Source organism: Lentzea sokolovensis, from assembly GCF_033949975.1.
Classification (GTDB): Bacteria; Actinomycetota; Actinomycetes; order Mycobacteriales; family Pseudonocardiaceae; genus Lentzea; species Lentzea sokolovensis.
In genome coordinates this window covers 947,101-961,712 of sequence record NZ_JAXAVU010000014.1, presented here as the reverse complement: position 1 = coordinate 961,712, position 14,612 = coordinate 947,101, and the positions used below count along the sequence as shown (strand labels likewise).

Below are 14,612 nucleotides of genomic sequence, written 5' to 3'. Positions count from 1 at the left end.
GGGCGACCGGATCTACGCGGTGGTGTGCGAGGCCGGTGACCTGATGTCGGTGCCCGCCGGCACCCGGCACTGGTTCGACATGGGTACGGTGCCCGAGTTCTGCGCGATCCGGTTCTTCGAGGAGGAGGACGGCTGGATCGCCGGGTTCACCGGCGACACCATCTCGTCCCGGATGCCGTCGCTGGACGGGCTGCTCGCTCCCAGCCATCAGGTTCGGACGTAGCGGCGCAGGGAGAACGCGATCAGCGGCAGCCCGACGATCGCGGGCAGGAACCAGAACGTGACTGGCGGCAAAAGCTGCCACAGCGGCAGGCGCGGGCCGTTGTCGACGTAGAACGCCGTCAGCATCGCGATGTAGGAGCCGCCCATGCCGACGATGTGCCAGGCGAGCCAACCGCGCCATCGCGTCCGTCGCGCGGCGAAGCCCATCGCGGCCAAGGCCGCCGCGGCGGCACCGAGGGTGGCGAGGTGCCACAGGTGCGTCCAGTCGGACATGGCGATCACGCTGCCGGTCAGCGCGACGCCCGTGAGTCCGGCGAGGTAGAACAAGCCCCGGCGGGGATGTCGGCCGGCTCGCTTGGGGCTGAGCATGGCGGCGGCTCCGGTGATCGTGGCCATGAGGCCCAGCAGGACGTGGCCGACGATCAGGACTTGCAGGGCCATCGCCATCACCAGCTCACGACGCCAGTGGTGCCGTCGACCGCGACAGTTTGTCCTTCGGACAGCACGCGGGTCCCGTTGCCGGTTCCTACGACCGCGGGGATGCCGTATTCGCGGGCGACGAGCGAGGCGTGCGCGGCGAGGTTGCCGCCATCAGTGATAACCGCCGCCGCAATGGCGAACAGCGGAGTCCATGCAGGCGTCGTCGTCGGTGCGACGAGCACCTCACCGGGGACGAACCGATCGATCTCGCTGGGCTCGCGCAGAATCCTGACCCTGCCGCTGGCCCGCCCCGGGCTGGCCGGTTGGCCGGTGATCGAGTTGTCCGCGGCGGGTGTCGGGGAGTGGGCAGCGCCTGCTCTGCTCATGACCGCGCCGATCAGGCGGGACGGGGTACCCAGCTGCAGCGGTGCTGCCAGACGACGTTGCCGTTGCCAGGTCGTGCGCCGCCGCTGAATCACCGCAGCGAGGTTGTTGTCCTTGGCATTCAGCTCGGCGCGGGTGCAGAAGAAGATGTCGGTCGGATCGCCGGATAGCAGTTCCGCGCCATGACGCAGGGCAAGGCGGCGCAGCAACGGCCAGCCGAGCGTGAGGTCACGCGCCTGCTGCTCGCGAATGACGGCATAGCGCTGAGCGACGGCGAGCAACGCGTCGAACTTCGCCCGCAGCGAGGGCCGGTTGGTGAGTGCGTCGCGACACAGGTTCTCTGCGGCCGCACGGTTTGTGGCGGACGTGACGCGTCGCGATTCATCCACTGTGGATCGCGTTGTCATCGGGTGGTACCAGTCGAGCGAGTACACCGCGTGCGGCGGGATGTCCGTCTCGATGCCCGGCAAGCCGGCGAGCAACACCGCTACGCCGTCAGGAAGCTGATCTGGAAGGTACCGCCGGGCGAAACGTCCCAGCGCGGCCTCCATCTTCCACGCGGCGCCTCCGACGACGGCCAGCAGCCACAGGTACTTGCCCGCGAGGACGGCGATGTCGTCAACCGTGCTGTCCGTGCTGTCGACCAGCTGCTGGTAACGCGTACGCAACTCCGTCCAACGGACATGGAGTTGCGCGAGAAGCGCAGTGTCAGCAGCAGAAGGGTTCACCAGAGGCTGGACCAACGCATGACGCATGAACCGCAGCAACGTCAGCCTGCCGCGGACGAGAGCGCCGGCGAGCCGCGCAGGTGTGATGACCGGGTGCGGCGTCGTGTAGTACCAGCCGTGCACGAGCTCGTGCCCGAACGGCAGCGAGACGCCGGCCGTCGCCTTCATCTCCTCGTTGAACCCGGCGATGATGCGGGGGAGCACCCAGTCGGCGAACAGCGGAGTCAGCGGCTCCGGCAGCCACTCGCCGAGCCGGAAGTTGCGCTGCCACAACCCTGGACCGGGTGCGCGCCAGTCGACGGGATCGGGCAGGGCGGTCATCGGCCGTGCCTGCAGCAGGAACAGCCGCCCCGCCGCGAAGGCCCACTCGATGTCCTGCGGCCGTCCGAAGTGGGCCTCGACTCGGCGGCCCAACTCTGCGACCGCGCGAACCTGATCGGCGTCCACCGCGTGTTCGGTCACCCGCTGACATCGCACCGCACTGCCTCGCACCGTCCACTGATCGCCGACGGCCTCGCCGCCGACCAGTCGCTCGCCCAAGCCGCGGACCGCGGTGACCAGTAAGTCGTCCCGGTCACCGGTGAGCGGGTCCGCGGTGAACGCCACTCCCGCGGCGTCGGCTTCGACCATCGTCTGGACCAGCACCGCCATCTGCGTCGGCGTGTCCCGGTACGCGGTCACGCGCGCGGCGGCCATCGAGGCTCGGCAGGCCCGGACCGCCTCGGGGAGTCCGTCGAGGGGGACGTTGAGGAACGACTCGTACAGCCCGGCGTAGGACGCGTCGGGGAGATCCTCCGCCGCAGCCGAGGACCGCACAGCGAATGGGCTGCTGCCCAGCCGCTCGGCGGCATCGAGCAACGCGGCGTCGAGAGCTGTGTCGGACTGATCGAAGGCGCGTGCGAGCACGACGAAGCCCGGTGGCACGGGGAAACCGATCGCGAGCAGCTCGGCCAACGTGGACGCCTTGCCGCCTGCTTCCTCGCGGTCGACGTCTATCGCCTCGGTCAGGTGAAGGATGTCCACGGCCACCACCACCTATAGCTAGTATTGCTATAGGTAGCGATGCTACTCCAAGGCCTTGAACTGGCAAGTCGTGACTTTGTCAAGCTGCCGGAGTAGCGTTGCTACCTATGAGGCCCGAGACGCTCAAGGGGCACTTGGACGCGTTGCTGCTGGCGGTCCTGGAAGGCGGGCCGCGACACGGCTACGCGGTGATCGACGCCGTGCGGGAAGGCAGCGACGGCACTTTCGATCTGCCGACCGGGACGGTGTACCCGGCGCTGCATCGGCTGGAGCGTTCTGGACTGGTGCACAGCCGGTGGGACACCGTTGGCGGTCGGCGTCGCCGCACCTACGAGATCACGCTCGCCGGGCGCGAGGCCTTGAAGGCAGAACGGGTTGTTTGGGACACGTTCTCGACGGCGGTGTCAGCGTTGCTGGCGAGGCGACAATGGCCCGCGACGTCCTGATCATCGAGGGTTATCTGGCCGCCCTCGCCACTCGTCTTCCAGGCCCGCGCCGGGCGCGCGTCGCGGTGCTCGACGAACTCCGCGACGGTTTGACGGAAGCCGCCGCCCGCCACACCGACAGCGGTAGCCCACCCCGAGCGGCCGCCGAAGCCGCCGTCGACGAGTTCGGCACGGTTGACCAGGTCGCTGCCGCGTTTGCAGGGGAATTGGTCACGCAGCAGGCACGCCACGTCGTCACGGTGCTGGTCGTCACCGGCCCGCTGGTGGGTGTCTGGTGGCTGCTTCTGCTCGCGCCGACTTCACCGGCAGGCATTCCGGTGCTGCCGTTGATCTGTGTCGCGGTCCTCATAGGACTGCTGGTGCTTGCCACCACTGGCGGTTTGACGCGCTGGGTGCCGTCCGCTGTCCCTCGGCGGGCCTTGGCTGGCGCTGCAGCGGTCGTGGTGGGCTGCATGGTCGGGGACCTCGGCATGCTCACCGTCCTGGCCACCAGTTCCGATGCCGGGCTCAGCGTCTTGGCCATCACGGCCGCACTGGCGAGCCTGATTCGGCTCGGTTGTGGCGTTCATCTGCTGCGCGCGTGCCGCCACGCGCAGCAGGCGCTCAGTGGTGACGAGCCAATTTCGCCGCGGAGATCGGCAGGATGACGGCGAGGAACAGCCCGCCGAACATCGCGCCAGTGATCGAGCAGGCGCCGTGATGGTGGCGAAGCGCAGGTTGTGCCGCAGGTCGCGGAAGCTGTTGTCGCGGCTGTAGCGGGGCGAAGGCGGCGTGCGTCGTTGGCAGTGAGACCAGCCCGCTGCCGCGCCACCGCGCAGGTCGACCGGCTCGAGTCGTCACGAGTCCTTCGTTGACCGTCATGCTTTCATCTCCGCCTTCCGGCCCCACGGCATGTGGCCGTTGTGAGTTGCGTCGTGGCAGCGCAGCACCGTTGACAGCCGAAGAATACTCAACCATCATTGAGTCAATGAACATTGAGTGGTCTTCCTCGGTGGTGGAGCGGGCACGGCTGTACGCGGTGCTCGGCGAACCCGCGCGGCTGGCGATCGTCGACCGGCTGCTTCTTGGTGACGCCTCGCCCAGCGAGGTCGGCCGCGAGCTCGGCCTGCCCAGCAACCTGCTGGCACACCACGTGAAGCTGCTCGAACAGGCAGGCGTGCTGGAGCGCATCCGCTCGGAAGGGGACCAGCGCCGCAACTACCTGCGCCTGCGTGCGGACGCGCTGACGGGGCTCGGCCCGGCGGGAAACCGGACAGCGCCGCGCGTGGTGTTCGTCTGCACCTACAACTCGGCGCGCTCTCAGCTCGCCGCGGCGCTGTGGAAGAAGCGCAGCACCGTTCCCACCGCCTCCGCCGGTACGAAGCCGGCGGACGGAGTGCACCCGCTCGCGGTCGCGACCGCCAAGGCGCACGGCCTGCCGCTCGCCCGTGCCCGAACCGCACGCGTCGAAGACATCCTGCGGCCGGACGACCTCGTGGTCGCCGTCTGCGACAACGCCCACGAACAGCTCGACAGTCACCTCGACCGCCTGCACTGGTCGGTTCCCGACCCGGCCCGCGCCGGCACCGAGGACGCCTTCGAACACGCCTTCCTCGATCTCGCCGACCGGGTCGACCGGCTGGCCCCCGTCGTTCACCAGTCTGGAGAAGACCGATGACCCTGAGCATCGACCAGCAACTCGCCCTCAAGACCGCCGCCAGCCGCCTGCAGTCGCAGTTTCACGGCATCTTCGGCACCGAGACCATCGAACGGTTCCTGAACACCAGCTACGACCAGTTCGCCTCGAACAGCACCATCCCGAACTTCCTGCCGCTGCTGGCAGAACGGTTCGCCCGCCAGAGGCTGCACGCGCTGGCCAAGGTCGAAGGACACGTGACGGACAACAAGCCGATCGTGCTCTTCCTCTGCGTGCACAACGCCGGGCGCAGCCAGATGGCGCTCGGGTTCTTCGAAGACCTCGCCGAGGACCGCGCGGTGGCCTGGTCCGGCGGCTCCGAGCCCGGCAACCAGATCAACCCGGCCGCCGTCGAGGCCATGCTCGAGCGCGGCATCAACATCTCCCGCGAGTTCCCCAAGCCATGGACCGACGAGATCGTCCGCGCCGCCGACGTGATCGTCTCTATGGGCTGCGGCGACGCGTGCCCGGTGTTCCCAGGCAAGCGCTACCTGGACTGGACGCTCGACGACCCAGCGGGCAAGGACGTCGCCGACGTTCGCCCCGTGCGCGACGAGATCGAGCGCCACGTGCGTGAGCTCCTCCAGGAACTTGGGGTCGAGGCACGCGTCTGACTTTCTCGAGGGCGTTCATGAAGGTCCGGAAGCGAGAACGGGGCCGAAAGTCCGCGCGGCGATCTCTTCCGCCTGCGACTGCTCGACGATGCGTCCGGGGACCTCGGGATGCTCGCTGATCCAGGCGTGGGCGGTGGTGTGGCTCCGGAAGAAGTTAAGTGCGTCGCAGCATGCCGTGGCCGCGGGTCCGCCGCCTGGGCGTTGTCCGACGAACACCACCGCACCGGCAGGTTCCCAGGTCGCCTTACCGTCCCGCGTGGTGACGGTGATCGGCTCGCCGGTCACCGGGTCAGTGGAGGTGATCTCGGCGTCACGGTTGAGCATCGCAGGGATGCCGAGCGCGTCGATCGCGCACATCGACCACACCTCGGCGCCACCATCGATCCGTACATGGTGGCGCGTCTCCGTGGCGGAGAACGGATAAGCGGCGCGGATGTGCCCTTGCCCGTCCAAGGTCAGGAAGTCCTCGCGGGCCAGTTCCTCCAGCACGTCACCGGCCGTCCGGCCCGCTTCGGCGGCGATCGGTTCCAGCTCGTCCAGTGCGGAAGCGGCGCCGGTGGCGGCGAACTGGCGCAGCACCGCCTGATGCACCGCCCGCAGGCCGCGCGCGTCGGGCGCGCGACGCCCTCTCCCGCCACGGCCGACGACGTCGAGCGCATCCGATTCACAGCAGTCGCCGACAGCGGCCGGTTGCGCAAGGCCGGTACTGTCGATCGCCTGCCTCAGTGCGGCTTCGCTCGGCGCTCCTGCCACCGTTCCGTCCGCGCCCCGGTATAGGCGGCATGACACCGATGGCACCGCCTCGGCAGCCGCGAACGGGTCGATGCCGTCGAGCAGGATCGTCGGAGAGCCCGTCATCCCCAGTGCACAGGCCTGGTCTTGGTCGTGTACCTCGACCAACTCGATCTCAGCGGCCCGGCCCGCGAGCGCAGCTGTGACCCGCTCGAGCGCAGGGGCCGCATTCGGGCATCCCGGAACCGTCAGCACCGTGATTCGCATTGCGTGCCCTCCAGCCTTGTTCCATACACCACGACGCTAGACCTTCCAGCGCACTGGAAGGTCAAGGAGTAGCGTCCGGGGTATGCGCATCGGGACTCTTGCTGCGACAAGTGGCTTGAGCACGAAGACCATCCGCTTCTACGAGCAGTCCGGTCTGCTGCCGGCGCCGCCACGTACAAGTGGCGGCTACCGCGACTATCCCGAGCAAGCCATCGCGCGACTCGCCTTCGTCCGCAACGCGCAGAGCGCCGGGCTCACGCTCGCCGAGATCAGCTCTGTCCTCGCGTTGCGCGATGGTGGACAGGCACCCTGTGGTCACGTCACCGCATTGATCAGCGAGCGCCTGGCCGACATCGAGCGCCGCCTGGCCGAGATGACCAAGACTCGCGACGCGCTCCGCGGTCTTGTCCGCCGAGGTGCTGTGACCGACCCGGCGACCTGTACCGAGAACGACATCTGCACGATCATCAACCCGGCTGGGCATCGGCCTCGCCCAGCTCATCACAAGTGACCAGCTGTCAGGTCGAAGCGGTTGGTGTTCAACGGAAGTGGGGACCGCCCGCGTGGACGGTCCCCACCTTGGTTAGTCGTTCCCACTAACCGATCCCGGCCATCGGTAGCCGAGTCTTAGTCGCCGATCCGGCCGCAGTCCGTCCGGCGCACCGCGATCACGGACGGGCGTGCGATCGTGCCGGGTCCGCCGGGCCAGGTCGAGCCGGGCTTCTCCACCGTCGCACCGTCGATCTCACCGGGATGCTGTACGGCGACGATGACACGCCGTTCCTCAATGATTGGCCCGCAGGTCTCCGCGCCGACGGGCACGGTGAGGAACTGCTTGACCTGACCGCGATAGCGACCGTCCACAGCGACGCCGAAGAGGCCGTCGTTGGAGCCGAGCGCGCTGCCGTCCGTTGCGATCCACAGGTTGCCGTGGCGGTCGAACGCGAGGTTGTCCGGGCAGGACACCGCCGACACCTTGTCCTTCGGGAACCCGGCGAAGTAGGTACTCGGGTCCGCAGGATCGCCGCACACCAGGAACAACCGCCACCGGAAGCTCGTCGCCGCGGCGTTGTTGCGCGACTCCATGACCTCCATGATCTGGCCGTGCCGGTTGCGGGTGCGCGGGTTGGCCTCGTCCGGCGCCGCCTTGCCTGCCACGCCGCGGTCGGAGTTGTTGGTCAGTGCGATGTAGACGGTCCCGTTGTCCGGGTGCGGCTCGACGTCCTCGGGCCGGTCCATCTTCGTCGCGCCCACCTTGTCTGCGGCGAGACGCGTGAACACGTAGACCTCTTCGGCGGTCATGCCCGGCACGAACGACTTGCTCCCGCTCGCCAGCGCGACCCATTCGCCGGTGCCGTCGAACGCGCCGTCCGAGGGCAGCTTGCCGGACCCGTCGATTTCTGCGGCGGGGCTGTCGCCGGTGAACTTGGCGACGTACAGCGTGCCTTCGTCGAGCAGCGTGAGGTTGTGCCGGCGGGCGGCCTGGCTGTTGCCGCGCCGCATGCTGTTCTTGGAGACGTACTTGTAGAAGTAGTCGAACCGCTCGTCGTCACCCATGTAGAGCACGACCCGGCCGTCAGGGGTGAGCCGCGGCTCGGCGGCTTCGTGCTTGAACCGGCCGAGCGCGGTCCGCTTGCGCGGCACGAAGTCCGGGTCGAACGGGTCGATCTCGACGACCCAGCCGTGCCGGTTGGTCTCGTTGGGCTCCTGCGCCACGTCGAAGCGCTTGTCGAACCGCTCCCACTTGCGCTCGCTCGCCGTACCCCGCAACCCGTAGCGGGTGAGCCGCGCCTTCGTGGTCGGGTCGGTGACCAGGTCGGCGTTGCCGAAGTACTGGTTGAAGTTCTCCTCGCCGGACAGCACCGTGCCCCACGGCGTGACGCCACCACCACAGTTGTTCAGCGTGCCCAGCACCGTGCGCCCGGCCGGGTCCGCCGAGGTCTTCAGCAGCGCGCTACCCGCAGCCGGCCCGGTGAACTCCAGCTTGCTCGTGGCGGTGATCCGGCGGTTGAGCCGGTGCTTCACCGGCGAGAGCTTGCCGGAGCGGCGCTCTTCCGCCAGCACGACAACGCTCAGACCGTGCGCCGCCCAGGCGATCTCGACCTGCTCACGCGTCGGGTTGGCCGCGCTGTACCCGGCGAACATCACCAGCTCGCTGGTGTACTCGTGGTTCGCGACCAGCACGAGCCGATCGTGGTCGAGGTCCAGCAGCGCGAGGTAGTCGACGTTGAAGCCGAACTGCTTCGCCTGCGCCGCAGCGGTCTGCTTGGCCGGATCGAATGCCGGCGCGCCCGGTAGAACCGGGTCACCCCACCGGATCACGACGTCTTGCTCGTAACCGGGCGGGACGACCACGGAGTCGAGCTTGTTGTGCGCCACCGGCTCGAAGCTGAGCCCGCGAGCACCGCGGCCGCCATGGAGGCTCAGCTCGACATCGGGCTCGGGGCCGGCGAAAGCAGGTGCGGCGACAGCGGCCGTTCCGGCGGCAGCCAGCGACAACACTGCCGTCGACCGCAGCAGCGAACGGCGGGACAATGCGCTGGCGATCACGTCGCCGAGGTAGGGATTGGCCGAGGTGTTGGGCGCCTCGTGGAAGCAGGCGTCGCCGCAGCGGTAGCGGCAGGTCAGGGCGGAACGCCCGGCGTGGTTGGTCGACGCCAACGGCAGCGGGATGATCCGCTGGTCCGTGGTGGGACGCGGCGGCACGGTACCTCCATGCGAGTCCATCGGGAACGACAAGCGCGGTAGATCGGCTTATGTCGATCCAGGACAGTAGGTGGTCGTGCCGGTCGGCTGGCGACGCGAACATGAACAGCGGGCGAACCCTGCCTGACCTACACCGCGGTGCGCTCGCCGCTGACGCTGGACAGCACGGCGGCCATCCTGTCGGTGGTCTCCGGCCGCACCCGGTAGTACACCCATGTGCCCCGGCGCTCGGAATCGACCAGACCGGCCTGCCGGAGCAGCTTGAGGTGATGGGAGATCGTCGGCTGGGAGAGGTTGAACGCCGGTGTGAGCTCGCAGACGCAGACCTCGCCGCTGGGTCGCGAGGCGATCAACGACAGCAGCCGCATGCGCACCGGGTCGCCGAGCGCCTTGAACATCGTCGCCAGTTCGACTGCCTGGACTTCGGCGAGCGGCTCCTCGGAGAGGGGCTCGCAGCAACCGCCCTCTTGCTTCGACATACTTCAATATTGACTGTTCTTCGCCCGAGGTGCAACATGACATAGACAGACTTCAATACAACCTGGAGGTAGGACACTCATGAGCGAGCAGACCGAGCTGCGGGAAACGGTTCGCGCCAGCTATGCGGCAGCAGCGACCGCTGTGGCCCAAGGGGGAGGTGGGTGCTGCGGCCCGGAGGCTATGGAGATCGACGAGAACTTCGGCGCCACGCTCTACGCCGCGGCCGATCGCGACCAGCTGCCCGCCGAGGCGGTCGCCGCCTCACTCGGCTGCGGCAACCCCACCGCGGTTGCCGAGCTCCGCGAGGGCGAGCGGGTGCTGGACCTGGGCTCGGGCGGCGGCATCGACGTCCTGCTCTCCGCCCGCCGTGTCGGTCCGACCGGTAAGGCCTACGGGCTGGACATGACCGACGAGATGCTCGCGCTCGCACTGTCCAACGCGGATAAGGCCGGCGCCACCAACGTCGAGTTCCTCAAGGGCAACATCGAGGCCATCCCGTTGCCCGGCAACACCGTCGACGTCGTGATCTCCAACTGCGTCATCAACCTCTCCGTCGACAAGCCCGCCGTGTTCGCCGAGACCTTCCGCGTTCTGCGCCCCGGCGGCCGCATCGGCATCTCCGACGTGGTCGCCGACGACCACCTCACGCCCGCCGAGCGAGCTGAGCGGGGTTCCTACGTCGGCTGCATCGCCGGGGCCCTCACCTTCACCGAGTACCGCGAAGGTCTGCAGGCGGCTGGCTTCGCCGGCATCGAGATCACGCCGACCTTCGAGGCCGCGGACGGGATGCACGGAGCGATCGTGCGCGCGACCAAGCCGATCGAATCGGCTGACATCCCTGTTGTGACGCAGGGTGAAGCGTCGTGCTGTGGCGTCAGTGCGTGCTGCACGCCGACCGAGCAAGCGGTCGAGCCGGGCGTGACGTTGGCCGAAGCCAAATCCGCTGCCGGATGCGGCTGTCAGTGACTTACATCAGGTATCCGGGCACAGGCTTACCGTCGAAGCTTGACCACAGAAGCTGAGCCCTGGGCACCACAAGGTTGCACCTTGCCCACCGAGGAGCGTGCACTGCGCGTCGCCGACGTGTTCGAGGCGCTCGCGGCGCCGGTCGAAGGAATGTCGTCGTGACCGGATTGCGCGCCGAGAGGGTTGTCGAGGCTGCGGGTGTGAACTGGCAGACCCTGCGGTTTTACGGGCGGGCCGGACTCCTCGCCGAACCGGACCGGATGTTGGGCGTGCGGGCACCGGATCGGTCTACACGAGAAAGCCGGCGATGCAGCCGGAGATGGCCTTGACGGAGTCTGGTTCGCTGTCACCCCGACCGGCGAGAAAGCGAGTGGTTAGGGCCTTGCTGCTCACCTCAGCGCCACATCGGCCTCGCAGAGGATACGACCGTTGTGACGCATGCGAATGGGAAGGAGGGACAGGCGACGTCGCAGCGCCAACGAGACCGGGCCCTTCGGTGCTTCAGCGGAGCTCAAGGCCATCACACGTCGCCTTGACGAGCTGAACGACTACTGGACTCGCCTTGGTGATGACCTGAGGATTCTGCGGACTGCCCAAATCGAGGCAGACCAAGCGTTTGTGGGAGCGCGTGCGCGAAGCAGAGGCGCAGGCTGACCGGCTTTCTGGTCACGCGTCACGACTTTGTGCGGAGCGGCGCCTGGCTGCAGCACGTCCAGAGCCCGCTGCCGTGCTGCGCAGGCTCTCCCAACGCTTCGGCGAAGTGCCGGCGGACATTGGGTACCCGAAATTGCGCGACCCGATGCTGGACGACAAGCTCATGCCGTACGTACGCGGACTTCCCTATACGTCGGCGAGCAGCGGCGGCCTCGTACTGATCAGCCTCGCGTGATACCTCTCCTTGTGGGAAGTGGCCTACGAGCAAGGTGCACGCGCGCCGGGACTGCTGATCATCGATAGTCCCCAGAAGAACCCGGGACACGGCGCACATCCTGACGACCCCGACTTTGCAGATACCCGGCTGGTCGAGACCTTCTACAGCCGCGCCTTCGCGTTTCGGGGCCGCGAGGCGCACCGGCAACGTGGACAAGCAGGCCGTTCGCAAAGGCCTCGACCGACCGCGCGATTCGATCCACCTACTGCTCGACGGCGCCGCGGCCGAGCAATTGAAGCGCCGATCGAACGGTACGAACTGGAACAACCGGGAGCCGCTGTTCCACATGCTGCTCGGCTTCTGAGCGCGCGTTGCCGGCATCGGCCCGGCTCGTCGCGAGGCTGCTGCGAAGAGCCGGTTGTTCTTCATGGTGTCCGCTCGGAGGGTTGTCGGTAGTGCTAGGTCCGATGTGGTCGGTGGCGCGGTCAGTGATGGTGATGAGCTCTCGCGGTTCAGGTGCTGCCGAGGGCGAGTTGGCATTGGCCGGCTCGGCATCCTTCGAGGATCCCCTGCGTGTGGCGACGTGCGCGCTGTAGGTCGGCGATCTTGGCGTCGATCCGGTCAACCACGCCTTCCAGGCGCCATCTTTCACTGTCGCAGGTGGCATCGCCCGTGTCGTGAGCGTGCAAGGCATCGATGACCTCGTCCAGGGTGAAACCCATGTCTTGCAGGGCTTTGGCCATACGGATCCGTTCTACCGCGGACTCGCTGAACACCCGGTAGCCGGACGGTCTGCGGTCAGCGGCTGGCAGTACACCGCGGCGTTCGTAGAAGCGGACGGTGTCGATGCTTACGCCGGCTTGATTGGCGACTTGGCCGATTTTCACGCGGTCACCTCTTGACTCTGGACTCAGGTCCAGACTCTAGAGTCGGATTAGGCAGGAGACAAGACGACGACAAGGAGCCTGACCATGCAGATCCCGGACGCTGCCACCCCGATCGTGTGCGACATGACCGACGCCCCGGACACCGATGCCGAGAGGTTGGCCGAGTACCGGCGGCTGTTCACCCATGCGGCTTTCCTTGGCCGGGAAAGGACCACCGATGGGATTCGGTTCCGGTTCCGTGTCGAGCCCGGCTTGGAGGAGTGGGTGCGAGACCTGGCCGCGAGGGAGAAGGCGTGCTGTGCGTTCTTCGCCTTCGACATCACCATCGAAGACGGCGAGGTGCGCTACGACTGCGCGGTGACCGACAACGACCAGGCCCGCGCGATCCTGGAGGAGTACTACGCCCTGCCCGACCTGCTGGTCGAAAGCGTCGACGACCTGCGTGAGCGGCTGGTGGAGCGCGGGGTGGTCTTCACCTCCTCCGCCGCCGGCACCGTGCACCACGTCCAGCCCGTCGTGTCTGGGCAGATCGGGGGTTGACCTTCGAGCCGTGTTGAAGGTTTGGCGTCGGCGTCGCGAGCACCTATCACCGCATTCGTACACACGAGCCGAGTCATTCTCACGAAAGGCTGACGACGGCCAGCGGGTGTTCTTCGTTCGTGAGCGAGGCGAGTGCCGTGGCGACTTCGTCGATGGTGGCTCGGACGTAGGTGGTCGTGGTGCCTGCGTCGCTCTTGCCGAAGTGCCCGCGCGACGGCATAGCCGAAGTACCGCTCGACCCACGTGAGCGTGGGGTGGATACAGTGGGTGCTCACCTGCCGCGTCGCGACCCACGGCAGGTGCTTGCCGAGCCGGTGCCACAAGTAGTCGTAGCGGCGCCTCGTTGTCCCGTGCCGCTTTTGGGAGTGGAAGGTGCGCCGTTGGTGTGTCTGCCACTCAGGTGGGTGGAGGAGGAAGAACTCGCCGGTCCACGTTCGATCCATCGGAGGGACGAGGTTCGGTAAGAGGTGGTGCAGAGTCTTCGTGCCGGCCACGATCTTGGCCTTGTTGTCGACCACGCTGAGCGACTCCAAGATGTTCCAGAGCTTGTCGGCGATGTCGGCCGCTAGGCCGTCGTCTCCAATGTGGAGCGACTCGAGTTCTGTGACCGCAGGCTCCGCTCTGCGGAGGGCTTGGGCGAACTCGGTGATGGGTGCGAGCCGTGAGCTTCTATGCCCTATGCCCCATGCGTTGAGTGTGCGGTGCAGCGTGGATACGAACTGCGGGTCGCCGACAGCATCGCGCACTGTGCCTGCTGCGTACCTTGTGGCGATGGTGGCTCGGTGCGCGTCCCTCTGTGCGACGGCGAATGCGGGATCGCGGTCGTAAACCTCCACATACCTGCGGAAATCCCCGACAAGCTGATTTACTCTGGCCTGGACCCCGGCAGCACGTGCCATAGTGCTCATCCTCCCGCCAGGGTTCCGCTGTGTGGAGGACAACGCCGCCGGTGCTCTGGGCGTTGCATGCCGTGGTAGTCACGCCAGCTCCTCGCTGAACCGGCGAGCATGTGGTGCCCACGTGTTCGTCGCGTGATGGCCGACCGGGGCGCCCGCGAAGTGCTCGTCCACTACGCCGTGGCCGCTGAGAACCTATTCGACTACATCGACCGTATGCAGGGCCACGTCGAGACGCCCACACGTGCAGGCCACTGCACCGATGTAACCCGCGCCGCGCGCGACGGGCAGGGCTTCTTCCGCGTCGACAACCCGTGGATGCAAAGCCGATGGGACGGCTTCGTCGAGGCGGCGGGCCAGGCGGGAGCGCACTGCACGCGCGCGATCATGGACCTCGACGACGAGGCTCTGCGGATCGGGTTAAGCGAGATCCAGACGCAGCACCGAGTAGTTGGGTGCCTGCACGCACGACTTCGGGGATCTACGGACGGCACCTGCTAGCTCGTGCCGCGACCGCCGGCCTTCGCCACGTCTTCGACGCTCAGTGGTCCATCTCGCGACAGCTCGACCGCCTCTGCCCACTACACCCTCGTCGGCCAGACCGATGTACGTACTGGAGTTCCGCACTGCTGGAAATGGCCTACCTGATTACCGGAAGCGTCCTCATGACGGCGATGAATGCCGAACCTGGGTCCGCGGGGCACTACGTCTCGGCAGCAGGGGTCCGTTATCCGCCGGAAATTGTCGGACCCCGG

Annotated in this window: 18 protein-coding genes and 1 pseudogene; 12 read left to right on the top strand and 7 right to left on the bottom strand. The window is 67.5% G+C overall.

Annotated elements, in window-relative coordinates:
• Positions 1 to 223 (top strand): annotated as a pseudogene (locus SK854_RS38370) (cupin); the annotation flags it as partial.
• Here SK854_RS38370 and SK854_RS38365 read toward each other — a convergent pair.
• Positions 208 to 663 carry a DUF2306 domain-containing protein gene (locus SK854_RS38365; protein WP_144065159.1) on the bottom strand — a complete coding sequence of 152 codons (456 nt, stop codon included), beginning with the start codon at positions 661 to 663 and terminating at the stop codon, positions 208 to 210. The pseudogene SK854_RS38370 and the gene SK854_RS38365 sit on opposite strands and share 16 nt — an antisense overlap.
• 5 nt (positions 664 to 668) lie before the next feature.
• On the bottom strand, positions 669 to 2,777 hold the full coding sequence (locus tag SK854_RS38360; RefSeq protein ID WP_319980038.1) for a PEP/pyruvate-binding domain-containing protein: 2,109 nt from the start codon (positions 2,775 to 2,777) through the stop codon (positions 669 to 671).
• A 107-nt stretch (positions 2,778 to 2,884) separates the two neighbouring features.
• On the opposite strand from SK854_RS38360, the gene SK854_RS38355 reads away from it, so the two are divergent.
• The 4 genes from SK854_RS38355 to SK854_RS38340 all read left to right on the top strand — a co-directional run bounded on the left by SK854_RS38355 (position 2,885) and on the right by SK854_RS38340 (position 5,512).
• A complete protein-coding gene (locus SK854_RS38355; RefSeq protein ID WP_030476151.1) occupies positions 2,885 to 3,223 on the top strand; it encodes a PadR family transcriptional regulator in 339 nt (112 codons plus the stop codon).
• Entirely contained in the window at positions 3,205 to 3,870 is a 666-nt protein-coding gene (locus SK854_RS38350) for a permease prefix domain 1-containing protein (protein WP_051769329.1), read from the top strand. The genes SK854_RS38355 and SK854_RS38350 overlap by 19 nt, the downstream gene beginning before the upstream one ends.
• Before the next feature lie 320 nt (positions 3,871 to 4,190).
• The gene (locus tag SK854_RS38345; protein WP_030476149.1) at positions 4,191 to 4,880 is read left to right on the top strand and encodes an arsenate reductase/protein-tyrosine-phosphatase family protein; all 690 of its coding nucleotides are present in this window, start codon (positions 4,191 to 4,193) and stop codon (positions 4,878 to 4,880) included.
• Positions 4,877 to 5,512 (top strand): arsenate reductase ArsC, encoded by a 636-nt coding sequence (locus SK854_RS38340; RefSeq protein ID WP_030476148.1) that lies wholly within the window; start codon positions 4,877 to 4,879, stop codon positions 5,510 to 5,512. The genes SK854_RS38345 and SK854_RS38340 overlap by 4 nt, the downstream gene beginning before the upstream one ends.
• Positions 5,513 to 5,527: 15 nt before the next feature.
• Here the strand turns inward: SK854_RS38340 and SK854_RS38335 are convergent, their stop codons facing one another.
• Positions 5,528 to 6,511: an alkylmercury lyase family protein gene (locus SK854_RS38335; protein WP_030476147.1), complete on the bottom strand. Its 984-nt coding sequence runs from the start codon at positions 6,509 to 6,511 to the stop codon at positions 5,528 to 5,530.
• 82 nt (positions 6,512 to 6,593) lie between these two features.
• On the opposite strand from SK854_RS38335, the gene SK854_RS38330 reads away from it, so the two are divergent.
• Complete coding sequence (locus SK854_RS38330; RefSeq protein ID WP_030476146.1) at positions 6,594 to 7,022, top strand: heavy metal-responsive transcriptional regulator; 429 nt, start codon at positions 6,594 to 6,596, stop codon at positions 7,020 to 7,022.
• Between the two features lie 116 nt (positions 7,023 to 7,138).
• Here SK854_RS38330 and SK854_RS38325 read toward each other — a convergent pair whose 3' ends face one another.
• Positions 7,139 to 9,217 (bottom strand): PhoX family protein, encoded by a 2,079-nt coding sequence (locus SK854_RS38325; protein ID WP_036014098.1) that lies wholly within the window; start codon positions 9,215 to 9,217, stop codon positions 7,139 to 7,141.
• A 128-nt stretch (positions 9,218 to 9,345) separates the two neighbouring features.
• Positions 9,346 to 9,696, bottom strand: a complete 351-nt coding sequence (locus tag SK854_RS38320; protein WP_030476144.1) for an ArsR/SmtB family transcription factor — start codon at positions 9,694 to 9,696, stop codon at positions 9,346 to 9,348.
• A 79-nt stretch (positions 9,697 to 9,775) separates the two neighbouring features.
• Between SK854_RS38320 and arsM the strand changes: the two genes are divergently transcribed.
• The 4 genes from arsM (at position 9,776) to SK854_RS38300 (ending at position 11,898) form a co-directional block, all read left to right on the top strand.
• Entirely contained in the window at positions 9,776 to 10,663 is an 888-nt protein-coding gene (gene arsM, locus SK854_RS38315) for an arsenite methyltransferase (protein WP_030476143.1), read from the top strand.
• A 39-nt stretch (positions 10,664 to 10,702) separates the two neighbouring features.
• Positions 10,703 to 10,825: a hypothetical protein gene (locus SK854_RS38310; protein WP_276326658.1), complete on the top strand. Its 123-nt coding sequence runs from the start codon at positions 10,703 to 10,705 to the stop codon at positions 10,823 to 10,825.
• Between the two features lie 466 nt (positions 10,826 to 11,291).
• The gene (locus SK854_RS38305; protein ID WP_144065158.1) at positions 11,292 to 11,552 is read left to right on the top strand and encodes a hypothetical protein; all 261 of its coding nucleotides are present in this window, start codon (positions 11,292 to 11,294) and stop codon (positions 11,550 to 11,552) included.
• A 190-nt stretch (positions 11,553 to 11,742) separates the two neighbouring features.
• A complete protein-coding gene (locus SK854_RS38300) occupies positions 11,743 to 11,898 on the top strand; it encodes a hypothetical protein (RefSeq protein ID WP_157512887.1) in 156 nt (51 codons plus the stop codon).
• A 148-nt stretch (positions 11,899 to 12,046) separates the two neighbouring features.
• On the opposite strand, the gene SK854_RS38295 is transcribed toward SK854_RS38300, so the two are convergent.
• A complete protein-coding gene (locus SK854_RS38295; RefSeq protein ID WP_051769324.1) occupies positions 12,047 to 12,421 on the bottom strand; it encodes a MerR family transcriptional regulator in 375 nt (124 codons plus the stop codon).
• Positions 12,422 to 12,505: 84 nt separating this feature from the next.
• On the opposite strand from SK854_RS38295, the gene SK854_RS38290 reads away from it, so the two are divergent.
• Positions 12,506 to 12,961, top strand: coding sequence for a hypothetical protein (locus SK854_RS38290; protein WP_030476141.1), 456 nt, complete (start codon positions 12,506 to 12,508; stop codon positions 12,959 to 12,961).
• A gap of 79 nt (positions 12,962 to 13,040) precedes the next feature.
• On the opposite strand, the gene SK854_RS38285 is transcribed toward SK854_RS38290, so the two are convergent.
• Positions 13,041 to 13,181, bottom strand: coding sequence for a hypothetical protein (locus SK854_RS38285; protein WP_319980037.1), 141 nt, complete (start codon positions 13,179 to 13,181; stop codon positions 13,041 to 13,043).
• Positions 13,182 to 13,995: 814 nt separating this feature from the next.
• On the opposite strand from SK854_RS38285, the gene SK854_RS38280 reads away from it, so the two are divergent.
• Entirely contained in the window at positions 13,996 to 14,358 is a 363-nt protein-coding gene (locus tag SK854_RS38280) for a hypothetical protein (protein WP_144065157.1), read from the top strand.
• The last annotated feature ends 254 nt before the right edge of the window (positions 14,359 to 14,612 follow it).